The sequence below is a fragment of the Lysinibacillus sp. RS11 genome, from assembly GCF_042019215.1.
GTDB classification, from domain to species: Bacteria; Bacillota; Bacilli; order Bacillales_A; family Planococcaceae; genus Lysinibacillus; species Lysinibacillus xylanilyticus_A.
In genome coordinates, this window is sequence record NZ_CP168124.1 from 4,828,591 (window position 1) to 4,853,768 (window position 25,178).

The window sequence follows — 25,178 nt, forward strand, 5'->3', positions numbered from 1 at the left end:
TTGTATCACAATTTTCAAGCCGTTAATTATTGTAACAATGATAGAAACGCCTAGTCAACAAAAAAATAGTTAAAACACGAACGTAAAATCAAATAATTTGATTCAACGTTCGTGTTTAATGACAGAATGGTATGAATATTATCTAACATTCAGATTAATTCCACCTTGGCGTAATTGCTGACGTTAAGTTCCTCTTTAGAGGTAGCGGGCTTCTACTGAATGAAGATAAATAGCATACGTTTTAACAAATGTCATCTCCAACTATTGGTGATGAACCAAATAAATATTTAATCACGTGGAGGTGGTGGCGGCATTTGCGACCAATCCACATTAATGAATTTATTGAATTCTTTTTTAAACGCAAGTGTAACCGTACCTGTTGGACCGTTACGTTGTTTAGCAATAATAATTTCAATCATATTTTTACTCTCGGACTCTTTATCGTAATAATCATCACGATATAAGAAGGCAACAATATCAGCATCTTGCTCAATACTTCCCGATTCACGTAAGTCACTCATCATTGGTCGCTTATCTTGACGTTGCTCAACGCCACGTGATAACTGTGATAATGCGATAACTGGAACCTTTAATTCACGTGCTAATCCTTTTAATGAACGTGAAATTTCAGATACCTCTTGCTGACGGTTTTCACCTGGTTTACCACTACCTTGAATAAGCTGTAAATAATCAATTAAAATCATACCAAGACCATGCTCTTGTGCTAAACGTCGACATTTTGCTCTAATTTCATTGATACGTACACCTGGTGTATCATCAATAAAAATACCGGAATTCGATAAACTCCCCATTGCCATAGTTAGTTTACCCCAATCTTCCGTTGTTAAAGCACCTGTCCGTAAAACTTGTGCATCTATATTTCCTTCTGCACAAAGCATACGCATAACTAGCTGCTCAGCACCCATCTCTAAGGAGAAAATCGCAACATTTTCACGTGCTTGAACGGCAACACTTTGTGCGACATTCAATGCAAAGGCCGTTTTCCCTACAGAGGGACGTGCTGCTACAATAATTAGATCGTTGCGCTGGAAGCCAGCTGTGATATTGTCTAAATCACGGAAGCCTGTCGGAATACCTGTAACGTCTCCCTTTTGTGATTGAAGCTTCTCGATGTTATCGAAGGTTTCTACCAATACGTCTTTAACATGCTTAAAGTCACCCGCATTTTTACGATTGGCTACCTCCATCATTTTCTTCTCTGCTTCACCTAGTAATGCCTCTACTTCATCCTCACGTGTATAGCCATCTTCTACTATTTTAGTAGCTACACGAATTAAGCGACGTAATAGGGCCTTTTCTTCGACAATTTTCGCATAGTGAGCGACGTTAGCGGCCGTAGGGACAGCATTGGCGAGCTCTAGTAAATACGATAGCCCGCCAACGTCCTCAATTTCTTTTTTAGCTGATAATTCTTCAGTAACTGTTACAACATCTATCGCTTTTCCTTGATCACTTAAACGTAGCATCGTTTCAAAAATTTTCTTATGTGCATTCTGATAAAAATCATCTGCTAGTAAAATTTCAGATGCAGTGATTAACGCTTGAGGATCAAGAAAAATTGCACCGATAACCGATTGCTCCGCTTCCCGGTTATGCGGTGGGACGCGGTCCATCATCGGTTCATTCATGGATTGTCGCCCCTTATTCTTCCGTTACATGAACTTTTAATGTTGCAGATACTTCATGATGTAGTTTTACAGGTACATTTGTAAAACCTAGCGCACGAATTCCATCAATTAAAGTCATTTTACGTTTATCAATTTTAATGCCATGCGTTTTTTGAAGCGCTTCTGCAATTTGCTTTGTAGATACAGAACCAAATAGGCGACCACCTTCACCTGATTTTGCTTTTAATTCTACTGTTAACGCTTCTAATTTTTCTTTTAATGCTTTTGCTTCAGCTAATTCTGCAGCAGCGTTTTTAGCCTCTAATTTCTTTTGACCGTCTAATTGACTTAATGCTTGAGCATTTGCTTCTGCAGCATAGCCATTTTTAATTAAGAAGTTTTGTGCATAGCCATCTGCTACATTTTTAACTTCTCCTTTTTTTCCTTTTCCTTTAACATCTTTCAAAAATACTACTTTCATGATTCAGAACTCCCTTCGAGTACCTCATTTATGGCCTCTTCTAAATATTTTTTTACTCCAGCAATGGAATTTGCTTCGATTTGGCAAGCTGCATTCGTTAAATGCCCACCGCCACCAAGTTTTTCCATAATAAGCTGTACGTTTACCTCGCCAAGTGATCTTGCACTTATACCGATTTTGCCATCTGAACGATGCGCTATGACAAAGGAAGCACCAACATCCTTCATGGTTAGTAAAATGTCTGCTGTTTGCGCAATTAGTACAGAATCATATATTTTTGCTTCCTCACCTACAGCAATAGCAATACCTGGCTTCACGAAATTAACAGTCTGCACTATTTTAGAACGCTCAATATACGTATCGACATCTTCTTTTAATAATCGCTGTACTAACACTGTATCTGCACCATTTGTCCGTAAATAAGATGCTGCTTCAAAAGTACGGGCTCCTGTACGCAGTGTAAAACTCTTCGTATCTACAATAATTCCCGCCAGTAATGCAGTAGCCTCTAGCATATTAATCTTTGCACGTTTTGGTTGATACTCGAGTAACTCTGTCACAAGTTCAGCCGTGGACGACGCGTATGGTTCCATATAAACAAGCATTGGATTTTCTATAAAATCCTCACTTCTACGATGGTGATCAATCACTACAACTTTTTCAGCTAGCTTCAATAGGTGTGAATCAATGACTAAATTCGGTTTATGTGTATCGACAATAACGAGCAATGACTTTTCTGTCATTTTTGTCGCAGCTTCCTCTGGTGTTAAGAAATTTTCATAAAAATCCGATTTATTCTCAATTTCATTCATTAAACGCGTTACACTGCCATTTAATTCGTCAAAATTTATGATGACATAGCCCTTTACATCATTCATTTGTGCCATTTTACGTACACCAACAGAGGCACCAATAGAATCCATATCAGGGTTTTTATGTCCCATGATAAACACTTGGTCACTATCTTGAATTAAATCACGTAGTGCATGAGAAATAACACGTGCTCTAACGCGCGTACGTTTCTCAACCGGATTCGTTTTCCCACCATAGAATTTTAACTTTCCAGTAGGTTGCTTAATGGCAACTTGATCACCACCACGGCCTAAAACTAGATCTAGACTTGACTGTGCTAATTCACCAAGTTCTACTAATGAAGATGATCCTGCGCCAACACCAATACTTAATGTTAATGACGTATTTTTTTGTGCTGTTTTTTCTCGAATGGTATCTAAAATAGCAAATTTTTTCTTTTCAAGCTCCATTAAAATGGATTCGTTTAATACAGCTAAAAAACGATCAGATGATATTCGTTTCACAAATATCCCTTGCTCAGCCGCCCAATCATTAACAATTGATGTCACCATCGTATTCGTTAAACTACGCGGCTGATCATCCATCGCTTGTGTAATTTCGTCATAGTTATCAACAAATAAAATCGCAATAACTGTACGATCTGCATAATATTGTTTTTCAATGGCTATTTGCTCAGTAATATCAAAGAAATATAGCAAATTCTCTTCTTTTTTATAATAAACTCGATATTTACGATCACGAAGCGTAATCGTATCTTCGTTGGTCTCCTCGGTCTTCATTAGCACGTAGATGTCATCAGATATATTTACGATTCCTTCACCTACTAAATTTTCCATATTTAAAACACTCTGCATATATGGATTCGACCATTCTATTTCATACTGCTCATTAACAAGTAAAATCCCAATTGGCATTTCCAGCAATGCCTCTTCCCCAACTTTTTTCATGCGGAAGGAGATGGATTCAATATGCTTTTCCGTTTCTTCAAAGGTAATTTGTTCTACCTTCCACGTATAGGCCATTATTAGAACAAACCCTACTCCATAACCGATACCTACTCCGATATTCCAAATACATAGAAGCACGAACGTCACAATGCCAAAAATGGAAAGAACAAAAAGCGGATAGCGGATTGGTCGTTTTCTAAAAGTCCCCATTACATCAGCCCCTTATTCTTTAGTTTTCCCCTTCACAAGTGAACGTAAATCGAAACCTAAATCTACAATACCTAGCAATATCATAAAGGATGATAATGGTAAGGCTAACAAAGTAGCTATCCATTTAACACCGTTCGGCATTTCCTTTTTAGAAATGAAATAATGTAAAAAGGAAATCCCCTGCAGGATTAATAACATCCATAAAACATAAGAAACATTTAAAACAATAACATCTAATGTAGACCCAAATTCTGGACGCATAAATAAATTAATGCACAACACAATCATGTAATACCAAAGAATAGATCGTGGTAGACGCATATTTTGGAACGGTGCAAATTTCGGTACGTCTAAACCAAGACGTTTTAATACAGGTAAATTTAACGTTATGATAATAAATGCTGCGAAAAATGCAGAGATTGTTATTGTTGCAGGCATTGTCAGTTCCATAGTTTTTAACATTGCCTCAATTATCTCTGGCTGAAATACTACTTGACCTGTCACATTTTTTGCAAGTTCATTTGATTGCTCATAATTTTCGCGTAAAATCTCTAAACTCATGTCAATTATGTTGATGCCAGCAAATTGTACATAAGCTACATAGACTATTGTCATTGATAGAAGAAAAGCAATCCCAGATGACATGAATAGGTAAAGTTTGCTCTTCTTTAGATAAATTGCATTTCCTATTACGACACCAATTAACGCCAAAATAAAGGCAAATGGTAACATAGTTATACCACTCGTTAAAGTGGTTAAGGTACAGCCTACTACTGCTACGAGTATTGATGAGGAACGCTTGTAATTTGCGCTATACCAAGCAATCGGTAGTGGGGCAAATATTAGACCTACTATAAAAATGATTGGTACGTATGCAGAAATAAGCATTAGAATCGTAAAGATTGCGACCATCATTGAGCCTTGTACAAGCGCCTTTGTTTGATTATTCGGCATTGAAAACCTTCCTTTTTTCAGTCAAACTTACTGACCTTTATTGTACCATTTTTTCACGTTATTGAACAAAAAACGCTAAGAACAACTGTATGCTTTGTCATTAATTTTGTAAAACCATTGGCTAAAGTGTTAAAAACATAGCTATATAGAAGATTTTTTATCGAAAGAACACTTAATATTACTATTTATCACATAAAAAAAGGCTTTTAACCAAAATGATTATAAGCCGTTTTGTTTATAAATTAAATCTACTTTCACTTAGTCGATTGTTTATTTCATCCGCACATTTCTGTAATAGGATGGCATTTTGTTTTTCAATTACATATTTCATTTTCCGTTTTTCATGCCTTTAAAAGTGTAATCAATTCTTATGATAATGGCAAATGGTAATATATAGAGGCAGGTGTATTGATTTTTATCCACTCCGATTAATTAATAGAATCTGATTTCCACTACGGGCTACAATCCGTTAAAAATGGAAATATACTAGCGAAATAGCAACAAAACGATCCTTTTATCGCTCAATAATAAACCTATTTTTCCCCAATCAATACACCCGATATAGATTGAGATTAAGTTATTCCAAATTCTCCGACCAAACGGTTAACATATCGCTTTCCCTCAGATAAAAGTTATTATTGTATCAAATCTAACTAGACGAACTTTACTATAAAAAAGCACAACATGATTTTATCAACCTTTGTTGTGCTTTATATCTATCTTATTTATCTTCTGCAACGAATGGAAGTAATCCCATGATACATTCTCTTCATTTTTACAAATTCACTCCAACCAATCTCTTTGCATTTATTGTAGAGGAAAAAGATAGTAAGTTCTCTTTTAGAAAAAGCAGTAACTAAAGTTGTGTTAAATCTAGGAAGATTTAGAAACTTAGGTTCAAGGTCAAAATTAATTCGATAGAGAGGACTATTTTCAGTAACAATAATATCAGAAACATATCTTCTCTGAATTGTTCGATATTTTTTTCTGGTTCATTACCCTACATCATTGAGCTGGCTTTCAATATTGCTGAAATGCTTGATTGAATTTCTTCTTTAACTTCTTCAATTCCATATTTTATATCAATAAAATAACCTTCCTCATTAAAAAGTTGCGCACCAATCATATTTATTTTTGGTAAATTATAATAAGCAGTTGAATCAGTAATTGCAATATTAAGGGTTACCTTATCGCATTTTAGCCAATTCCCCGTACGTTAAGGAACCGGTTATTTATTTTACTACCTTTGGAGTTTGTGTAGCAATGGAATCAAAACTTACGTTAAGCATTAGCGGACATGAAAGATCAATTTTGTGTATTAGGATGTCTGTTAATGATACTTATAGGACATTCTCAGTGAAATATGTCCTTAATCATTTTCACAAAATCGTATTTTGCTGTTTCAAGAGAATAAAAAAGCATCTAAAATCAAACCATTTCCATACAAAAATGGCGGTTTTATCACTTCTAATGTCCACTAATGCTTATAGCGTGATTTGGTTCCATTGCTACACAGCCCCCCTCTTAAGTGAGAATTTTTCATGATATTTATGAAAGGGGATTGTTATACTTTTGAAAGAAAAATGAAAGGAATATAAACTAAGATAAACTTACGAATATTGATGTTATATCATTCGTGGATAAAATTATGGGACTGACAATTAGGAAGTACATTTTCACTACTTATATAATAAGTGAATACAAGAAAGATATCTTTCGTTATTAATGAAGGAACAGAGGAGACGGAATGTATGAAAACAAGAATTGCAATTATAGAAGATGAAGATAATATACGAGAGATATGTAAACGGTACTTAGAAAGAGAAGGGTATGAAGTATACACTGCTGTGAACGGAACAGAAGGATGGAATGTATTTCAACAATACCAACCAGATCTAATTATTTTAGATTTAATGATGCCGGAAAAAGATGGATGGGAACTATGTGAGGAAATTCGCCAACATTCTAATGTACCTATTATTATGTTAACCGCGAGAGGAGAAGAAAGAGAGCGGATTTTAGGATTAACAATGGGAGCGGATGATTATGTAACAAAACCCTTTTCACCTCGTGAATTAGTATTGAGGGTACAAATTATATTAAGAAGAGGAAGTCAAGTAACAATTCAAGGAATAGAGCCTGCATCAGGATTGATAGAGTTTCTAGATTTGAAAATTGATCCAAAGAAAAGACGGGTATTTGTTTGTCAATATGAAATAGAGCTAACAGTGAAAGAGTTTGATGTGCTTTATCTCATGGCAAAACATCCTAAACAGGTGTTTTCACGGTCTCAACTTCTTGAACAAATTTGGGGATTTGAGTATGAAGGATGTACAAATACAGTAACTGTATTAATGAGTCGTTTACGTGAAAAGTTGGAGAAGCATGCAACAAAGAACCGTTGGATTCACACAGTTTGGGGCATCGGTTATTGCTTTGAATCAGATGGAGGAAATGATAAGTGAAGTTACGAAATCAACTTTTATTGATGAATCTATTAAGCACGGGTATTATGGTAATTTCTATATGGTATAGTGAAAGGCAAATGTTACTTAGACCAGAACAAACACGGTTATTAATAGTAATTATAATTGTAGCAATGATTATTTCTACGATGATTTTTTGGTTAATGACACGCCCTATCATGAGGTCTATTCAAAATTTAATTGCCTTGACCAAACAATTTAGTGATAGACAATTTGGAACGATGTACATAATAGGGAGAGAACCAGAAGAGTTTAAAGAATTAGCGGAAGCTTTTCGAGAAATGGCCAAAAAACTAGACGAAAGCTTTGCTAAGTTAGAAAAAGGAGAAAAAGCACGTACAGAGCTGATTGCGAATATTTCCCATGACCTACGAACTCCTATGGCTAGCATACAATTGATGGTAGAGGCATTACAAGATGGTTTAATTGAAGACCCTGATATGAAACAACAATATTTAACGACAATCCTAAATGATATACAACGATTAAGCGGATTAATTAATAATTTGTTTGACCTTTCTAAGTTAGAACTTGGACAAGAAGTTTTTAATCCTAGTTTAATACATGTAGATAGTATTCTATTAAAAGTAATAGATTCACATGCCATCTTATTGCAAGATAAAGAGATTGATTTACAATTGTACGTTTCTGAGACATTACCACGACTTTGGATTATGCCATGTAAAATAGCACGAGTTATCAATAATTTGTTGCATAACGCGATTCGGCATTCTCCTACATGTGGAGCTATCGAATTAATTGTTGAGGAAAATAAACAGAAGCAGCAAGTTCAATTCACCTTGCGTGATGAAGGAGAAGGTATTTCCTCCGATGATCAATTACGTATATTTGAACGCTTTTTCAGAACAGACCCATCAAGAAGCTCACAATCTGGAGGTTCTGGACTTGGTTTAGCCATTGCAAAATCGCTAGTTGAAATGCATAAAGGACAAATTGGTGTTCAAGATCGTCAAGATGGGAAACAGGGATGTGAATTTTGGTTTACTATTCCCGTTACATCAGAAAAGAAATAAGATTATGAAAGACTTTTGTAACATTTACGAAAGGGAATTGTTATACTTTGATATTAATATATAAATATGACATTTTAGTCCGTATGAAAAAAGTATAAGCAATGTACGGTACTTAAAAGCAAGGAAGGAAAGAAAGGAAGAAATTATATGATTCATAAGAAAAAAGTGATTCCCACAGCACTAGCATTTGCTGTTTTAGCAAGTCCTGTTTTTTCTTTAAAGGCCGAAGCAAGCACATTACCTTCAGATTCTAGTGCAATTACTTCTGTTGAAAAAGAAAATCAGTCTTTAAATCTTAAAGAGGGACAGGTATCAGAAGAGAATTCCAATGTAAACCAAGAGTTTGATCCAAATTATATCAACAATCATATTATTAAAGCGAATTTTCCATCTGTGACACCACCTCATATTAAGGAAGCAAAACCACTTGAATATCTATATTTAGATTATTCTTATGTAAATGGCAATAAAATTATTGAGGATTGGAGAAATAAAGAGCTAAAACATATGGATCCACCACCTAGATTTTATTACGATTTACAATTCATGGGATATAGCCCGTCTCAAATTGAAGAATACTTTGGAAGTACTTATGGAGAATCTTTTGTAAAAGGCCTTGTTCTGGAAACATTAGAAAACTTTTTCCAAACTCGATATGCACAAGATCCAAATGATCCCGATGTGCAAAAAATATTACAATCTAAATACTACGAAAAAAGTGAAGCTGAAGATTCATTTTGGTTACCAGAATTTTTCCAAGGTGAAGGTGGATTAAAAAGAGCCATTCTAGAGGAATTCGGAAAGAAAAGTTTAGATGAGCTTGGAATCCAAGTTATTTGGGGTGACAATAATTGGGGCGCTGAAAAGGCTGTAACAATTGGTTATTCAGCGAAAACACCATTTAATCCACTAAAAGATGCTGTATTAACGGAAAAGAAATACCTGAAGAAAGTTCCTGGTGGATCAGCATCTATTCCAGCTAAAAATACAGGATATGAAGTAACATTTGACATCAAAACAGGCATGACAAATGAACAATCACAATCATTTGCTCACACAGTAGGTGTAAATGCAGGTGTGGGTATTGAAGATGTTTTCGAAATTGGAGCAAGTTATGAGTTCCAAAGTACATTTGGTACAAGTATCTCATTAAGTGAAGAACAAACAGTTTCCCGTAAGTTTAGTCTTACTAACGAATCAGATCGTTCCATTACAGCTGCATTATATCAAGTTACTGCTGAATATACATTAAAACCAGGTTCAGTAGCTACTGGAATTGTAAACAAAACAGTAAAATCACCTTTCGCGCAGTTCTGGCAAGGTGGCCATTATTGGGATACATCTACAAAAGTAAAAGTATCATCTACTTCAACAGGTGCAATTAAAACGGATGATTTAAAATTAATTCGCTCAGATGTATTAGAATGATAAAATCGATCAAACCGAGCTCCTTTGGACTAAACAAAACCCACAGAAAACATTCTTGTTCTCTGTGGGTTTTGTTTAAATTTTCATTAGGATAGTAACCTTTTATCTTTACAAGTGGTGATTACTCAACAAATCACCAATAACTTCAATATGCCTATAAAATGAACTAACTGTTGCTAAGTAACGATTTAGTGTTGCAGTAGAAACTTTGCCAATAGCTTTCCGATTATCAATAAACTCAATAAAGTTTGGTGTGTCTGATGGATTTACTTCATAAAACTTTAATTTTTCCTGTTCAAGCCATAAATAAAAAATTTTTAAATCTTCTAAGTAGCTTTCCACAGTATTTGGTGACAGTCCTTTTTGCTCTAAAGTATTCGTAAGATCCAAGACCTCTGAAATAATCTTCATATTTTAATTACCCCTTAAAATAAGAACGTATATTCCTAAATATTAAATTATAATATTTTATAAAATTATCCAATTCTTAGGTTCATCACCAAAACGTGTGGTTGATTTCCGTTCCGACTGGGCGCTTTGCCGCTGACGCTTCGCTTTCGCGCAGAGCAGAGCTTCCTGGGGGCGTCCGATGAGCCGCTTCACTCGCGTTGCTCGCTCCAGGGTCTCATCTGTGACGCTGATCCCCAAGGAGTCACCCAGCCTCCACTCCAATCAACTTATTTATATAGTATATGTTTTAACAAATGTCATCCACAACTTTTGGTGATGAGCCAATTCTTAGCACTTAAACCCTCAAATAAAAACAAAAAAAATACAACAAGGACTAATTAAGCCTTGTTGTATTTTTGTTATTTTTATTTATCTTCTGCAACGAATGGAAGTAATCCCATGATACGAGATACTTTGATAGCTGAAGTTAATTTACGTTGGTACTTAGCGCTAGTGCCAGTTACGCGACGTGGTAAGATTTTACCGCGCTCAGAGATGAATTTTTTTAATAAATCCACATCTTTATAGTCGATATGCGTAATGTTATTAGCAGTGAAGTAGCAAACTTTACGGCGTTTGCGGCCTCCGCGACGTGGTGCCATAGTGTGTCTCCTCCTTATCATTTTTTATTTTAGAAGTATTAGAACGGTAAATCATCCTCGGATACTTCTATCGGTCCTTTGCTATTAGCAAATGGATCCTCATCTACACGTGTATAATTCGGCTGATTCATAGGTGGTTGATTTTGCTGATAAGCATCGCCGCCAAATGAACCCTGCCCTGGCATAGCACCACCAAATTGTTGTTGTGGTTGACCACCGCCATATGACGGTTGGTTATTACCGTAAGTCTGTCCACCGTATTGAGGTGATGCAGGAGCACCGCCACCATTACGAGGTTCTAAAAACTGTACGCTATCTGCCACTACATCTGTTGTGTATACTCGCTTACCATCTTGTCCTTCATAACTGCCTGTTTGAATGCGGCCTTCCACTCCAATTAAACTTCCTTTTCGCATGAAGTTCGCAAGGTTTTCAGCCTGTTTGCGCCAAGCAACACAGCTAATGAAATCAGCTTCGCGATCGCCTTGTTGGTTTGAGAATGTTCGATTCACAGCAACTGTAAATCTTGTAGACGCAACACCATTCGGCGTATAGCGCAGCTCAGGATCTTTTGTTAGTCTTCCAACTAATACAACACGGTTTATCATCAGAAATGCAACCTCCTTTTCAGCATTTTGTTAAAAATAAATGATTACGCTTCTTGGCGAACCGCAATGTGACGAATGATATCTTCGCTGATGTTAGCAAGACGTGTGTATTCGTTAATTGCATCTGAAGTAGCGTTTACTTTCACGATTTGGTAGAAACCTTCGCGGAAGTCTTGAATTTCATAAGCTAAGCGGCGTTTGCCCCACTCTTTTGATTCGATGACTTCTGCACCGTTAGAAGTTAAGATTTCGTTGAAACGTTCAACTAAAGCTTTCTTCGCTTCGTCTTCAATGTTCGGACGTACGATGTACATTAATTCGTATTTTCTCATCTGTTTACACCTCCTTATGGACTTAGGCTCTCCTGTATACAGGGAGCAAGGAGCAAGTAATAATTATTACTCACATCAATGAATTGTAACATATAGGTACTTTTCTTTCAAGTCGCAAACAAAGAATTCATTCTATATAATAAAAATAATAGATTTATGAAAGGAGAATCTTCATGTCACTAGATACAGAACCAATCGTAATAGAGTTAGATATAAAAAAACTAATGATGGACAATATTGTTATCACAAGTGGACTTGTCATATTATTTGTAGCGATCCAATATATTTGCTTTAAAGATTTTGATTTTTCATTTTGGAGTATGATTAGTGGGGTCATACTCTTTGCCATCCTGTATATTGTTCTCATTATATTGCATGAAGCCTTTCATTTAATTGGCTTTATGGTCTTTGGAGGCGTGCCCTTTAAATCATTAAAATATGGTCTTAATTTAGAGCTTGGCGTAGCGTACGCAACAACTGAACAACCATTACCAAACCATACAATGAAAAAAGCTTTATTACTTCCATTCTGGACGACTGGCGTCCTTCCGACAATTGCTGGTTTCTACTTTAACAGTACTGTTTTAGTAGTAGTGGGTGCTTTTTTAATAGCTGGAGCAGTCGGTGATTTTGCCATGTATAAAGAATTACGCAAATATCCAAAAAACGCGTTAATACAGGATGACCCTCAATTTCCTAAGCTTTATGTATATATGCCTGAGAAAAAAATAACTTAGATTAGAAAACACTTTTGATACGTTTTCCAAATAGAATCTGCTTGGCTCCAAGCAGATTCTATTTTTTTACATACATTTATGGGGTTAAAAAACCATGCTGTGCAGCTGTATATAAATTTCTCCAAATACGATTGATCGAAGAGGTTTCCGTAATTGCATCCATACCAAGTCTGCGTATTAAGTTATTAGCAATATCTACACATGCTGCAGCGATATCTTTACTCAGTCGTGAAAACTGTTGTAGTTCTTCCTCAGCTAGCTTATGACCTTCTTGATGTTTTTTCCAGTACTCACTCAATATTGAATAAAATTGCTCTTCAAGCTGTCTAAAGTGCTTCTGTTGCTGCATCAATAAAAATTGTAATGCCCCCATACGTTCAGTACGGTTTGGATCATGATTTCTTTGCTTCACTAATATAGACGTCTCTTCTAAGAAATTTTCTGTTATCCCAAGACAAACGCTTAAAAAAGAAGCTTCCGCAAATGCGCCAAATGGAAAACTATGTACTGCACTTTCATACTTGTTTTTAATTATGCCTAATTGAAATGTTGCCTCTTGTGGTACCCAAGTACTTTGCACACGAATTGTATGACTAGCTGTTGCTTTTAAGCCCATTGCCCGCCAATCGTTAAGAACCTCTACCTGGTCACGCTCCACTGAGCAACTAATTATTTCATCTGTCCTAACACCGTCATGTTCGACAAAGCAATTCATTGTAAAAGTTGTAGCATAATCTGCGCCACTACAATACTTCCACTGCCCTGTAACACTATAGCCTCCATCCATTTTTTTTGCTGTTCCTGTAGGATAACCACTGCCTGCTATTACTGCATTTCTTGGTGAATAGATTTTTTCACAAGCAGCTTGGTTTAATGTTGGAATAAATGCATTACCACCTGTACCGATTGTGACAAGCCATCCAAAATTCCCATCGAGTGCTGACATTTGTTGAAATACTTTCATACCCTCTAGTAAATCTAAATCCTTACCTCCTAATTCCTTTGCTGTGAATAACTTAAACAATTGGTGCTCATAAATGACCTCTAACACATCTTCTGGCAATCTACCTAGCTCTTCAATTTCTAAACCACGTTCTTTTATTTGTACTATTTTCATACTATAACTACCCCCTTAAGGATTGAAAATTCAGATAACTATATAGACAAAAAAAGGGCAATCTTCCTATGATTGCCCTGCACATTTTTTATACATTGAAACGGAATAACATAATATCGCCGTCTTGCACTACATATTCTTTACCTTCAAGACGTACTTTACCAGCTTCTTTAGCAGCAGGTTGAGATCCAGCTTCAACTAAATCATCGAAAGCAACTGTTTCCGCACGGATAAATCCACGTTCAAAGTCTGTATGAATGACTCCAGCACATTGTGGTGCCTTCATGCCTTTACGGAATGTCCATGCACGTACTTCTTGTACCCCAGCAGTGAAATATGTTGCTAGTCCTAGTAAATCATATGAAGTACGGATTAATTGATCTAAACCAGATTCTTTAATGCCTAGTTCTTCTAAGAACATTGCTTTTTCTTCATCATCCAGCTCAGAAATTTCTTCTTCGATTTTTGCACAAATTGTGATAACTTGAGCCCCTTCAGCAGCTGCATACTCACGTACCTTTTGTACATACTCATTATTATCTGCGTCAGCTACTTCATCTTCTGAAACGTTCGCCACATAAAGCATAGGTTTAATTGTTAAAAGATGAAGTCCTTTAATAACCTTTAGCTCGTCTTCTGAAAGCTCTGCAGCACGTGCTGGTCGACCGTTTTCCAATTGTTCTTTAACTTTTACAAGAATTGGTTCTTCAATCATTGCTTCTTTGTCTTTTTGCTTTGCCATTTTGCCAACACGTTGTAATCGCTTATCAACCGATTCTAAATCAGCAAGTGCAAGCTCTAAATTAATGACTTCAATATCGTCAATTGGATCTACTCCACCTGATACGTGCGTAATATTTTCATCAACAAAACAACGTACAACTTGGCAAATTGCATCAACTTCACGAATGTGAGCAAGGAATTTGTTCCCTAACCCTTCACCCTTTGAAGCGCCTTTTACGATCCCAGCAATATCTGTGAACTCAAATGCTGTTGGTACTGTTTTTTTAGGTGTTACTAATTCTGTTAATTTATCTAAACGTGCATCTGGTACTTCAACAATACCGACGTTCGGATCGATTGTTGCGAATGGATAGTTTGCAGCCAATGCGCCCGCTTTTGTAATTGCGTTAAATAATGTTGATTTTCCAACGTTAGGTAAACCAACGATTCCAGCTGTTAATGCCATAAATGGACACAACCTTTCTATATCTGTTCAAATTTGCTCTTATCTCCCGTACTAACGGATACTATGAGGGTACAGAAATTCCCCACTGATTAATCACTGTATAACCCTATCTATTATATTGATTCACTCATAAAAAGTCTAATACACATCTATTTCGCCTTGGTGTAATTGCGTCCGGATTTTGAATTGACCGCACAATTCATTCCTTTCATAATCCGTGACATCATCCGGAGGCTTTGGGCCAACGTGATGTTGGTCACTTAGTCGTGTGTTGTTGCTGTCGCTCATGGCGTTCTTAGACTGAGTTCCCCTATTTCAGCAAGTGTCTTTTGTCCGAAAGCGTAGCGACAGGTACAGGTGTTTGAACACCCACTGAAAAGGAACCACATGCGACGCATTCATCTCACCACCTTCTGAGATGGGAATCTTCTGTAACTGATGTTTCACTTTCGCTACAAAACATTTGCTGAATGAAGATAAAAGTTAGTCTTCACTAGAGGAATCTAATATCTTTTTCATTTTTTTCTCAAATTCACGGCGTGGAATCATCACACTATGCTGACAGCCTTCACATTTAATACGTACATCTGCCCCCATACGAATAATTTTCCACTTATTTGTGCCACATGGATGTTGCTTTTTCATTTCGACAATATCATTGAGACTGAACTTTTTAGCTTCCATCTTATTCACTTCTCCCCTCTTCTTTCCCATTAACACCATACAACATCATTTTCGGATGAGCCATTGGAATATTATGTTCTTCAAAGAGTCTAGTAACATCACGACGAATTGCACGCGCCACACCGTATTGTTGCTGTGCCAATGTTTCTGCGACTATACGAATAGTTACCTCTGTACCCTTAACACTTTGTACACCTAAAAAGACTGGTACTGATACAAGCTCTTTATGAATATCTGGTAGAGTTGCTAAATACTTTTTAACAATAGCTTCTGCCTTTTCAAAGTCTGCATCCGTCATCATTTGTAAATCTATAAAGATTTTAGAATTATTTATAGAATAATTGACAACCTCGCCAATCGAACCATTTGGAATAATAAACTGCTCACCGGTAGCACCATTAATCTTTGTTGTTCGTAAACCGATTTCTACAACAGTTCCTTCTGCTGCATTTATTTTTATATAATCACCTACACCAAACTGATCTTCAAAAATAATAAAGAATCCCGTAATGACATCCTTAACTAAACTCTGTGCACCAAAACCGACTGCTAAACCGACAATCCCTGCTCCAGCTAATAATCCCGCTACCTTAATATGTAAGATAGAAAGAATAGCAATGATTGCTGAAAAATAAACGACATAGGAGATGACACTTTGTAATAATCTGGCAATTGTCTTTTGTCGACGTTCTGAGTGGTTTAACGGTGAACTCATTCGTATTAAAAACACTTTTTTAATAAATTTTTTACCTAATCGTACGGCTAGCCACGATGCTATCAAAATAAGCGTAATTTTAATTGAAGCATTTATTATATTTTCCCAAAACTCCTCTGACATCACCGTATCCCAAAATTTCTTCAATACCTTTTCGTTAAAGTAATCCATTAATACCACCTCTTGAATAACTTGCTAAAAATTTGCGTATACTGCATAAAAATCGAGCGCTTCTTACAAATAAAAAGGAAAGTGAGTTTTTTTATGAATACTATACCAAAATTATTACTCCCTTATACTCTTCATCATGAAAGTAAAAATGCCGTTTGGCAGTTAAGTACATTATTTTTAGAACATATACCCTTTCATCATGAACGCCTTATTTTCTGTTGTATTGGAAGTGACCGTTGTACAGGTGATACACTCGGCCCATTAACAGGTAGCTTCCTAAAAAAGTCTGTTAGCTTTCCATATGAAGTTGTAGGTTCTTTAGAAGATCCTTTGCATGCTCTTAATTTAGACACTACTATGCAACAGCTACACAATCATACTATAAAACCTTTCATTATTGCGATTGATGCATGTCTTGGAAGTGAACAAAATGTTGGACATATTTCTGTGCAAAATGGACCTATTTTTCCAGGAAAAGCTGTAAAAAAACAATTACCTCCAATCGGTGACATTTCTGTTAAGGGGATAGTCAATATTGGAGGCTTTATGGAAATGCTTGTTCTACAAAATACAAGACTGCATATTTCCTATGCAATGGCTGAAAAGCTTTCAAGAGCTCTATTACTCGCTGTACATCGGTACTCACTGAAAAGTATAGAGGATAGCAACCGTAACACCGACAACAACGATACCTGGCAACAAGTTAGCAGCCTTGATCTTAGTTAAGCCCGCTATATTTAAACCGATGGCAAAAATCATAACACCGCCTACAGCAGTCATTTCTGTAATAAACATTTGTAATGCCCTATCTGGTATAAAAGAGCTAATGGCACCTGCAAAGAGTGCAATCAATCCTTGATATATAAATACAGGTATAGAGGACAGCAACACGCCAATGCCTAATGTAGATGCTAAAATTATCGATGTAAATCCATCGATCAATCCTTTCGTAATAAGCACATTATGATCATTGCGTAGACCACTATCGAGTGCACCTATTACAGCCATAGAGCCAACTACGAATATTAGTGAGGCTGTTACAAAGCCCTCTGCAATATTAATTTGATTATTATCAGTCCGCTTTTTGCTGAATAAAGATTCTACCCATTGTCCAAGTTTATTCATTTGCTTATCTAAATCTAACCATTCACCAATGACTGTACCTACAACTAAACTTATCACCAAAATAATAAAATTATCACTTTCAAAGCCCATTTTAATCCCTAAAAGTGCAACTGCTAAACCGATAATCGATAATACAGTAGATTTCATTGATTCAGGAATATTTTTGAAAATTCGCCCTACTAATGCACCTGCTATAATGAGTAAAGCATTAATTAATGTCCCTAGTAATACCATGGCCTATCCTTCCTCCTCTCTAGAAAAATAGAGAGCGCCTTTTAGCTCGGCGCTCTGATTACGTGATCGATATTTCTCTTACTCTTCCTGTAAATTTAGTATTTCTAAAATACGTTCTAAATCATCTTCAGAGTAAAATTCAATTTCAATCTTCCCTTTATTGTTAGCTTTCTTAATTTGGACATTTGTTCCAAAATAATCACGCAATTGTGATTCCTTTGCTACAACAAATATATCCTTTTTCTTCGATTGATTTGTTTCACGTGAAACTTCTTCATTTAAATTTTGTACCAACATTTCAACTTGACGGACATTTAAGCCTTGTTTAATGACTTTATTGGCTACTTCTGATATTCTTCTTTTATTTTTTAATCCAAGTAATGCTCGTCCTTGTCCCATCGATAGTACGCCATCGTTCATGAACGCACGAACATCCTCTGGTAATGCTAGTAAACGAACATGGTTGGCAATATGTGGTCTACTCTTCCCTAATCGTTTGGATAGCTCCTCCTGTGTTAGATGTAAGTTTTCCATTAGGCTTTGATATGCCTCAGCTTCTTCGATAACAGTCAAATCTTCACGCTGTAGATTTTCTAAAATCGCTAACTCCATCATTTGCGTATCTGATAGCTCTTTTATAATAGCTGGAATAACCTCTAATCCTGCTAATTGAGTTGCTCTATATCGGCGTTCCCCAGCAACGATTTCATATTTTCGTCCTTTTTTACGTACAGCAATTGGCTGTAAAATACCATGTTCCTGTATTGAGTCTGCTAATTCTTGTAAAGTTTCTTCATCGAAAATTTTACGAGGCTGGAATGGGTTTGCGACGATAAACTCTAATTGTATTTCTTCCACTTGTCCACTTTGCTCTAAAGACTCTCCAGGAAATAATGCACCTATGCCTCTTCCTAAACCTTTAGCCATTTTTAATCACTTCCCTCGCCATCTCCAAATAAACTTCTGCACCTCTTGATCTTGCGTCATAAATGATAATTGGCTGCCCATGACTTGGAGCCTCACTTAATCGTACATTACGAGGGATAATTGTTTTGTATACTTTATCTTGGAAATATTTTTTTACTTCATCAATAACTTGTAAGCCTAGGTTTGTTCGTGCATCAAGCATCGTCAATAATACGCCATCAATATATAATTGCTGATTTAAATGCTTCTGCACTAAACGGACGGTTGATAACAACTGGCTTAGTCCCTCTAATGCGTAATATTCGCATTGTACAGGGATAATAAGTGCATCTGATGCAGTCAAAGCATTAATTGTTAGAAGCCCTAACGAAGGTGGACAATCAATAATAATATAATCATAGTCTTCTTTAACATCTTGAAGTGCATGCTTTAAACGTACTTCTCTTGAAATTGTCGAAACTAATTCAATTTCTGCTCCTGCTAGTGAAATGGTTGCTGGAACAATCGATAAGTTTTCGACATTTGTTTCTTTAATGACATTTTCAACGTTTTCATCATCAATTAACACATCATAAATACAGCCTTGAAGTTCTCCTTTATTAACACCAAGTCCACTTGTTGTATTTCCTTGTGGATCCGTATCGATTAAGAGCACTTTCTTCCCTAAAAACGCTAAACAAGCGCTCAAATTGACTGATGTTGTTGTTTTTCCTACGCCACCCTTTTGATTGGCGATCGCTATAATTCTACCCATTTAAAAGCACCTGCTTTCATTTATCAAAGTTCACTTTGACAAATCAATTGTAAAATCACTGATCAATTATGCCTCCGGCGGATGTTTGGACATCCGCTGCAAGAAGTTAAATACTGCTATCTTACTTTCATTCTATCAAAAAAATAGAAAAGAGTTGTATAAAATATTAAGAATATATACAAAAAAAGGAGACATCACAGAAATATTTCTGTGATGTCTCTAAAAAATTCAATGAATTACTTTCCTAAAATAACTTTAATTCTTGTACTCAAGATTTTTTCTTTTTAGGTATCTTCACTGTAATTTGATAATATTCCTCTGTATCTTCTTCTTCAGTCTTAACTGTTATACCACTCTTCGTTACCATAGATAATGATTGTTTAATAGTATTCAAAGCAATACGCACATCTTTACTAATCGCCTTACGTTTAGGCTTTGCTTTCTTCGGCGTTGCTTCTTCTTGATCTGCCGCCACAGGATGTAATAAAGCATAAATTTGCTCTTCTAACTGACGAACATTCCAATCATTTTCTATCGTTTGTTGTAAAATTTCTAGCTGTAATGGCTGATCTTTTATCGCAATTAATGCACGTGCATGTCGTTCAGAAATTTCACGCTTTAAAATAGCTCGCTGTACTTCTTCAGGCAGCTTTAATAAACGTAATTTATTGGCTACCGTGGATTGTCCTTTTCCAAGTCGTTGGGCCAGAGCTTCTTGTGTTAGCTCATGAAGCTCTAATAATTTTTGATAGGCCACAGCTTCTTCAATTGCAGTTAACTCCTCACGCTGCAGGTTCTCGATTAACGCGATAGAAGCTGTTTCCTTATCAGTTAAATTTCTTATAATGGCCGGAACTTCTGTCCATTGTAGCTTTTTCATTGCTCGATAACGACGCTCACCAGCAATGATTTCATATTGATTTTCCGCAGTTTTACGTACAACAATTGGCTGAATCACACCATGCGTATGAATGGTTCTTGATAATTCTTCGATTTTTTCATCATCAAAAATAGTACGTGGCTGAAAACGGTTAGGCACAATTTGATCAATAGGCAGCTTTATAACTTCTTCTGCTGCATGAACCGTCTCTGCTTGTTCTACTTCATTTTTCACAATAGGCTCTGTTTTATTTCCGCCTCCAAAAAAACGTGAAAAAGGACTTTTCATCCAAGTGGCACCACCTTTAAGTAACTATCTTGCTCTGTGTCATTCTATTATTATTTATTATATTTCTTAAAATGTATATAGTTCATAGATGTCATTTGCGTGAACCATCCATAACTAGTATGTATGCTCAAAATAGAAAAATTATTTTCTACTTTGAGAAGTTTCACATGAAACACTAATTATTGAATCGGTGATTTATTTGGTACACCTGGTTTACGCGGATATTTTTTTGGTGTTCCTTTTATTTTATCAAAGATATATAAAACACGGTCACTTTCTTCAACAGGTAGCTGGAAAGAAAATTCTTCTTTTAGTATAACCCCTAATGTAACTAATGCCTTTTTTGCATCTTTTAATTCTTCTGCGCCTGCTGCTGCTTTTAAAGCAACAAAATAGCCACCTTGTTTTGCTAATGGTACGCATAACTCCGATAAAACCGATAAACGGGCTACTGCACGGGCTGTTACAACGTCAAACTGCTCACGATATTTCGCATTTTGAGCAAATTCCTCTGCTCGCGCATGTACAAAATCCATGTTCTCTAATTGCAACTCATCACTTAAATGATTTAAAAATGTAATTCTTTTATTTAAAGAATCAACAATTGTTACGTGTAAATGCGGGAAGCAGATTTTAATTGGAATACTTGGGAAACCAGCTCCTGCTCCAACATCACAAACTGTTATTACTTTTGAAAAATCAAAATAGAAAGAAGCACTAATCGAATCATAAAAGTGTTTTAAATAAACACCTTCTAAATCGGTAATAGCAGTTAAGTTCATCTTTTCATTCCACTCAACAAGTAACTCAAAATATTTTTTGAATTGAGCCATCTGTTTTTCAGAAAGTTCGATGCCCTTCTCCTTTAGCGCCTCAAAAAATTGTTGTTCGTTCATGTAAAGTCTCCTTTATCTATATAGCTTTACTATCTCTATTATTGACTTGTAAGTATGTAACTACTCACACTACTCACATTTCCGAATCAACTAGTAAAATAGCAAAGCCTTAAAAATAGGAAGCGGGCACAATGGTATGCCCGCCCCTTATTCACTTTACGAATCTTTATTATTCGCCGCTGACACGTGCGATTTTACCTTGCTCAATATAAACGAGTAATATTGAAATATCTGCTGGATTTACACCAGAGATTCGTGATGCTTGGGCAATGGAAAGTGGTGTGACTTGTTTTAATTTTTGTCGAGCTTCTGTTGCTAGACCTGAAATAGCGTCATAATCAATATTTTCAGGGATTTTTTTATTTTCCATTTTATGAAGCTTTTCAACCTGTTGCAATGCTTTTTCAATATAACCTTCATATTTAAGCTGAATTTCAATTTGCTCCTTCACTTCATCCGAAAACTCTATGTCTGCCGGAATTAACGAAGAAACTAATTCATAATGCATTTCTGTACGTTTTAATAAATCCGCTCCACGGATACCATCTTTTAGCTCACTACCACCTACAGAGCGAATAGCAGCTTGTGTTGCTTCATTTGGTTTAATAATAACTTCACGGAGACGTGCAATTTCATTTTCAATCAGCTCTTTTTTCTCATTGAATGTTGCATATCTTCCTTCAGTAACCATTCCCACATTATAACCTAGCTCTACCAAACGTAAATCAGCGTTATCATGACGAAGTAGTAAACGATATTCTGCACGAGATGTTAGTAAGCGATACGGTTCATTTGTTCCCTTTGTTACTAGATCATCAATTAATACGCCAATATAAGCATCTGAACGACTTAAGATTAATTCTTGTTTACCAAGCACATTAGCGGCAGCATTTATCCCAGCCATTAAGCCTTGAGCAGCCGCTTCCTCGTAACCAGAAGTTCCGTTGATTTGACCAGCTGTATATAAACCTTTAATACGTTTTGTTTCTAAAGTTGGCCATAATTGTGTTGGCACGATTGCATCGTACTCAATTGCATAACCAGCACGCATCATTTCCGCTTTTTCTAAGCCAGGAATTGATTTTAGTAAACGTGTTTGTACATGTTCTGGTAAGCTAGTTGATAAACCTTGTACATATACTTCACGTGTATTGCGACCTTCAGGTTCTAAGAAAATTTGGTGGCGCGGTTTATCGTTAAATCGCACAACCTTGTCTTCAATAGAAGGGCAATAACGTGGACCCGTACCTTTAATCATCCCTGAGTACATCGGTGAAAGATGTAGGTTTGCCTCAATAATTTCATGTGTTTCTAGGCTTGTATAAGTTAACCAGCAAGGTAGCTGATCCATAATGTATTCAGTTGTTTCAAAGCTGAATGCACGTGGAACATCATCTCCTGGTTGAATCTCTGTTTTATCATAATCAATTGTACGATTATTCACTCGTGGTGGAGTACCTGTTTTAAAACGCACAAGGTCAAAACCAAGCTCTTTTAAGTTATCAGCTAAACGAATTGACGGTTGTTGGTTATTAGGCCCACTTGAATACTTTACGTCACCAATAATGATTTCACCACGAAGGAATGTACCTGTAGTGATCACAACTGTTTTAGCGCGGTATATAGCACCAATTTGTGTAATAACACCTTTTACTTCCCCGTCTTCAATTATTAGCTCTTCAACCATTCCTTGCTGAATTGTCAAGTTTTCAGTTTCCTCCAAGATGCGTTTCATTTCTTGTTGGTATAAAACTTTGTCCGCTTGTGCACGTAATGCACGCACAGCAGGACCTTTCCCTGTATTTAACATACGCATTTGAATATGCGTTTTATCAATAACTTTCCCCATGACGCCACCTAATGCGTCAAGTTCCCGTACTACGATTCCTTTGGCAGGACCACCAATGGAAGGATTGCATGGCATAAATGCAATCATATCTAAATTGATTGTTAACATCAGTGTGTTAGCACCCATTTTGGCAGCAGCATGAGCAGCTTCAGATCCTGCGTGACCTGCACCAATTACGATAACATCAAACGTGCCTGCCTCATAATTTGTTGGCATAGCTCGTATCTTCCTTTCTTTAGTAAAATTATTTTCCTAAGCAAAACTGTGAAAATAACTGATTGATTAGGCTTTCTTGTACTGTGTCGCCGATAATTTCACCAAGTATTTCCCAAGTTCTAGTGACATCTATTTGCACCATATCAACAGGTACACCAGCTTGTGCTCCAGCTAATGCATCCTCGACCGTTGCTTGTGCTTGATGAAGTAATGCAATATGTCTTGCATTTGAAACATATGTTAAATCGCCCGCTTCAATTTGCCCTTCAAAGAATAACGCAGCAATCGCTTCCTCTAGCTCTGTGATCCCCTCTTCTTGTAAAAGAGATGTTGTCACAATGCGATGGTCACCCGCTAGCTCTTTGACACGTGCTAAATCAATTTTTTGCGGTAGATCTGTTTTATTAATAATAACGATGTAATCCATCGCCTCAATTGTTTCGAATAGACGCTCATCCTCAGCAGTCAATTCTTCTGCGTAGTTTAAAACAAATAAAATTAAATCTGCACCACGCAACGCCTCACGCGAACGTTCAACACCAATTCGTTCAACGATATCCTCGGTCTCCCGAATACCAGCAGTATCGACTAAACGAAGCGGTACACCCCGAACATTGACGTACTCTTCTATAATATCACGAGTTGTACCTGCAATATCTGTCACAATGGCCTTATTCTCCTGTACTAAACTATTTAAAAGAGAAGATTTCCCGACATTTGGGCGACCTAAAATAACAGTTGATAGACCTTCTCGTAAAATTTTTCCTTGAGAAGATGTTTGCAGAAGCTTAATAATTTCATTTCGTACCCATGTACATTTTTCTACTAGTACAGGTACTGTCATTTCTTCTACATCATCATACTCCGGATAATCTATATTAACCTCTACTTGGGCTAATGTCTCTAGTAATGCTTGGCGTAAGTCATTAATTAGACGCGATAATTTGCCATCCATTTGTCCTAACGCTACATTCATCGCTCTATCAGTTTTCGCTCGTATTAAATCCATGACTGCTTCAGCCTGAGATAAATCGATACGTCCATTTAAAAATGCGCGTTTTGTAAATTCACCTGGCTCCGCGAGTCTTGCTCCATTAGTTAATGCTAACTTTAATACACGGTTCACCGAAACTAGTCCCCCGTGACAGTTTATTTCTACTACATCCTCACGGGTGAATGTTTTAGGTCCACGCATTAATGACAGCATGACTTCCTCTACAACCTCATTGGTTTTTGGATCGACCAAATGTCCGTAATGAATTGTATGTGTAGCCTTCGTTGTTAAACTTTTTCCACCAGGCGATCTGAATATTTTATCTGCAATTGAGACTGCTTCGTCCCCACTTAAGCGAACAATGGCAATAGCTCCTTCACCCATTGGTGTGGATATCGCAGCAATTGTATCGAACTCCATTTTAATGAC

At 36.5% G+C, this 25,178-nt stretch carries 25 protein-coding genes; 5 read left to right on the top strand and 20 right to left on the bottom strand.

Features of this window, described 5'->3' with window-relative positions; translation table 11 throughout:
* Window positions 1-287: 287 nt before the first annotated feature.
* From dnaB to AB9L17_RS24960, 4 genes are read right to left on the bottom strand one after another with little or no spacing between them, the layout of a single operon-like run.
* Entirely contained in the window at window positions 288-1,649 is a 1,362-nt protein-coding gene (gene dnaB, locus AB9L17_RS24945; protein WP_068985797.1) for a replicative DNA helicase, read from the bottom strand.
* Between the two features lie 13 nt (window positions 1,650-1,662).
* The gene (rplI, locus tag AB9L17_RS24950) at window positions 1,663-2,109 is read right to left on the bottom strand and encodes a 50S ribosomal protein L9 (protein ID WP_068985798.1); all 447 of its coding nucleotides are present in this window, start codon (window positions 2,107-2,109) and stop codon (window positions 1,663-1,665) included.
* Window positions 2,106-4,079 (bottom strand): DHH family phosphoesterase, encoded by a 1,974-nt coding sequence (locus AB9L17_RS24955; RefSeq protein ID WP_223553703.1) that lies wholly within the window; start codon window positions 4,077-4,079, stop codon window positions 2,106-2,108. The genes rplI and AB9L17_RS24955 overlap by 4 nt, the downstream gene beginning before the upstream one ends.
* 12 nt (window positions 4,080-4,091) lie before the next feature.
* A complete protein-coding gene (locus AB9L17_RS24960) occupies window positions 4,092-5,033 on the bottom strand; it encodes a YybS family protein (RefSeq protein ID WP_223553701.1) in 942 nt (313 codons plus the stop codon).
* A 1,751-nt stretch (window positions 5,034-6,784) separates the two neighbouring features.
* Here AB9L17_RS24960 and AB9L17_RS24965 point away from each other — a divergent pair.
* The 3 genes from AB9L17_RS24965 to AB9L17_RS24975 all read left to right on the top strand — a co-directional run bounded on the left by AB9L17_RS24965 (window position 6,785) and on the right by AB9L17_RS24975 (window position 9,981).
* Entirely contained in the window at window positions 6,785-7,498 is a 714-nt protein-coding gene (locus AB9L17_RS24965; protein WP_068985801.1) for a response regulator transcription factor, read from the top strand.
* Complete coding sequence (locus tag AB9L17_RS24970; RefSeq protein WP_068985802.1) at window positions 7,495-8,553, top strand: sensor histidine kinase; 1,059 nt, start codon at window positions 7,495-7,497, stop codon at window positions 8,551-8,553. Before AB9L17_RS24965 ends, AB9L17_RS24970 begins: the two co-directional genes overlap by 4 nt.
* Before the next feature lie 147 nt (window positions 8,554-8,700).
* Window positions 8,701-9,981, top strand: a complete 1,281-nt coding sequence (locus AB9L17_RS24975; protein ID WP_223553699.1) for a hypothetical protein — start codon at window positions 8,701-8,703, stop codon at window positions 9,979-9,981.
* A 108-nt stretch (window positions 9,982-10,089) separates the two neighbouring features.
* Here the strand turns inward: AB9L17_RS24975 and AB9L17_RS24980 are convergent, their stop codons facing one another.
* From AB9L17_RS24980 to rpsF, 5 genes are all read right to left on the bottom strand, one after another.
* Window positions 10,090-10,392: a site-specific integrase gene (locus tag AB9L17_RS24980; RefSeq protein ID WP_068985803.1), complete on the bottom strand. Its 303-nt coding sequence runs from the start codon at window positions 10,390-10,392 to the stop codon at window positions 10,090-10,092.
* 57 nt (window positions 10,393-10,449) lie between these two features.
* Window positions 10,450-10,629, bottom strand: a complete 180-nt coding sequence (locus AB9L17_RS24985) for a hypothetical protein (protein WP_068985804.1) — start codon at window positions 10,627-10,629, stop codon at window positions 10,450-10,452.
* Between the two features lie 167 nt (window positions 10,630-10,796).
* Window positions 10,797-11,033 (bottom strand): 30S ribosomal protein S18, encoded by a 237-nt coding sequence (gene rpsR, locus AB9L17_RS24990; protein WP_012296211.1) that lies wholly within the window; start codon window positions 11,031-11,033, stop codon window positions 10,797-10,799.
* A gap of 38 nt (window positions 11,034-11,071) precedes the next feature.
* Entirely contained in the window at window positions 11,072-11,641 is a 570-nt protein-coding gene (gene ssb, locus AB9L17_RS24995; protein ID WP_068985805.1) for a single-stranded DNA-binding protein, read from the bottom strand.
* A 44-nt stretch (window positions 11,642-11,685) separates the two neighbouring features.
* Window positions 11,686-11,973, bottom strand: a complete 288-nt coding sequence (gene rpsF, locus AB9L17_RS25000) for a 30S ribosomal protein S6 (protein ID WP_068985806.1) — start codon at window positions 11,971-11,973, stop codon at window positions 11,686-11,688.
* 173 nt (window positions 11,974-12,146) lie between these two features.
* Here rpsF and AB9L17_RS25005 point away from each other — a divergent pair, with 173 nt between their 5' ends.
* The gene (locus AB9L17_RS25005) at window positions 12,147-12,710 is read left to right on the top strand and encodes a DUF3267 domain-containing protein (RefSeq protein ID WP_068985807.1); all 564 of its coding nucleotides are present in this window, start codon (window positions 12,147-12,149) and stop codon (window positions 12,708-12,710) included.
* Between the two features lie 76 nt (window positions 12,711-12,786).
* Here the strand turns inward: AB9L17_RS25005 and AB9L17_RS25010 are convergent, their stop codons facing one another.
* The 4 genes from AB9L17_RS25010 to AB9L17_RS25025 all read right to left on the bottom strand — a co-directional run bounded on the left by AB9L17_RS25010 (window position 12,787) and on the right by AB9L17_RS25025 (window position 16,586).
* On the bottom strand, window positions 12,787-13,827 hold the full coding sequence (locus tag AB9L17_RS25010; RefSeq protein WP_375199910.1) for an acyl-CoA dehydrogenase: 1,041 nt from the start codon (window positions 13,825-13,827) through the stop codon (window positions 12,787-12,789).
* An 88-nt stretch (window positions 13,828-13,915) separates the two neighbouring features.
* Entirely contained in the window at window positions 13,916-15,016 is a 1,101-nt protein-coding gene (gene ychF / locus AB9L17_RS25015) for a redox-regulated ATPase YchF (protein ID WP_068985809.1), read from the bottom strand.
* A 483-nt stretch (window positions 15,017-15,499) separates the two neighbouring features.
* Entirely contained in the window at window positions 15,500-15,700 is a 201-nt protein-coding gene (locus AB9L17_RS25020; protein WP_068985810.1) for a DUF951 domain-containing protein, read from the bottom strand.
* Window position 15,701: 1 nt separating this feature from the next.
* Complete coding sequence (locus tag AB9L17_RS25025) at window positions 15,702-16,586, bottom strand: mechanosensitive ion channel family protein (protein WP_068985811.1); 885 nt, start codon at window positions 16,584-16,586, stop codon at window positions 15,702-15,704.
* A gap of 93 nt (window positions 16,587-16,679) precedes the next feature.
* Between AB9L17_RS25025 and yyaC the strand changes: the two genes are divergently transcribed.
* On the top strand, window positions 16,680-17,312 hold the full coding sequence (gene yyaC, locus AB9L17_RS25030; RefSeq protein WP_068985812.1) for a spore protease YyaC: 633 nt from the start codon (window positions 16,680-16,682) through the stop codon (window positions 17,310-17,312).
* On the opposite strand, the gene AB9L17_RS25035 is transcribed toward yyaC, so the two are convergent.
* The 7 genes from AB9L17_RS25035 to mnmE form a co-directional block, all read right to left on the bottom strand.
* The gene (locus AB9L17_RS25035; protein ID WP_223553692.1) at window positions 17,229-17,945 is read right to left on the bottom strand and encodes a DUF554 domain-containing protein; all 717 of its coding nucleotides are present in this window, start codon (window positions 17,943-17,945) and stop codon (window positions 17,229-17,231) included. The two genes, yyaC and AB9L17_RS25035, sit on opposite strands and share 84 nt — an antisense overlap.
* 78 nt (window positions 17,946-18,023) lie before the next feature.
* Window positions 18,024-18,872: a ParB/RepB/Spo0J family partition protein gene (locus AB9L17_RS25040; protein ID WP_068985814.1), complete on the bottom strand. Its 849-nt coding sequence runs from the start codon at window positions 18,870-18,872 to the stop codon at window positions 18,024-18,026.
* Window positions 18,865-19,626 (bottom strand): ParA family protein, encoded by a 762-nt coding sequence (locus AB9L17_RS25045; RefSeq protein WP_068985815.1) that lies wholly within the window; start codon window positions 19,624-19,626, stop codon window positions 18,865-18,867. Before AB9L17_RS25045 ends, AB9L17_RS25040 begins: the two co-directional genes overlap by 8 nt.
* A gap of 268 nt (window positions 19,627-19,894) precedes the next feature.
* Complete coding sequence (gene noc / locus AB9L17_RS25050; protein ID WP_068985816.1) at window positions 19,895-20,794, bottom strand: nucleoid occlusion protein; 900 nt, start codon at window positions 20,792-20,794, stop codon at window positions 19,895-19,897.
* 179 nt (window positions 20,795-20,973) lie between these two features.
* Window positions 20,974-21,690, bottom strand: coding sequence for a 16S rRNA (guanine(527)-N(7))-methyltransferase RsmG (rsmG, locus tag AB9L17_RS25055; RefSeq protein ID WP_375199911.1), 717 nt, complete (start codon window positions 21,688-21,690; stop codon window positions 20,974-20,976).
* A gap of 169 nt (window positions 21,691-21,859) precedes the next feature.
* Complete coding sequence (gene mnmG, locus AB9L17_RS25060) at window positions 21,860-23,755, bottom strand: tRNA uridine-5-carboxymethylaminomethyl(34) synthesis enzyme MnmG (protein WP_068985818.1); 1,896 nt, start codon at window positions 23,753-23,755, stop codon at window positions 21,860-21,862.
* A gap of 28 nt (window positions 23,756-23,783) precedes the next feature.
* Window positions 23,784-25,169 (bottom strand): tRNA uridine-5-carboxymethylaminomethyl(34) synthesis GTPase MnmE, encoded by a 1,386-nt coding sequence (gene mnmE, locus AB9L17_RS25065; protein WP_068985819.1) that lies wholly within the window; start codon window positions 25,167-25,169, stop codon window positions 23,784-23,786.
* Between the last annotated feature and the right edge of the window lie 9 nt (window positions 25,170-25,178).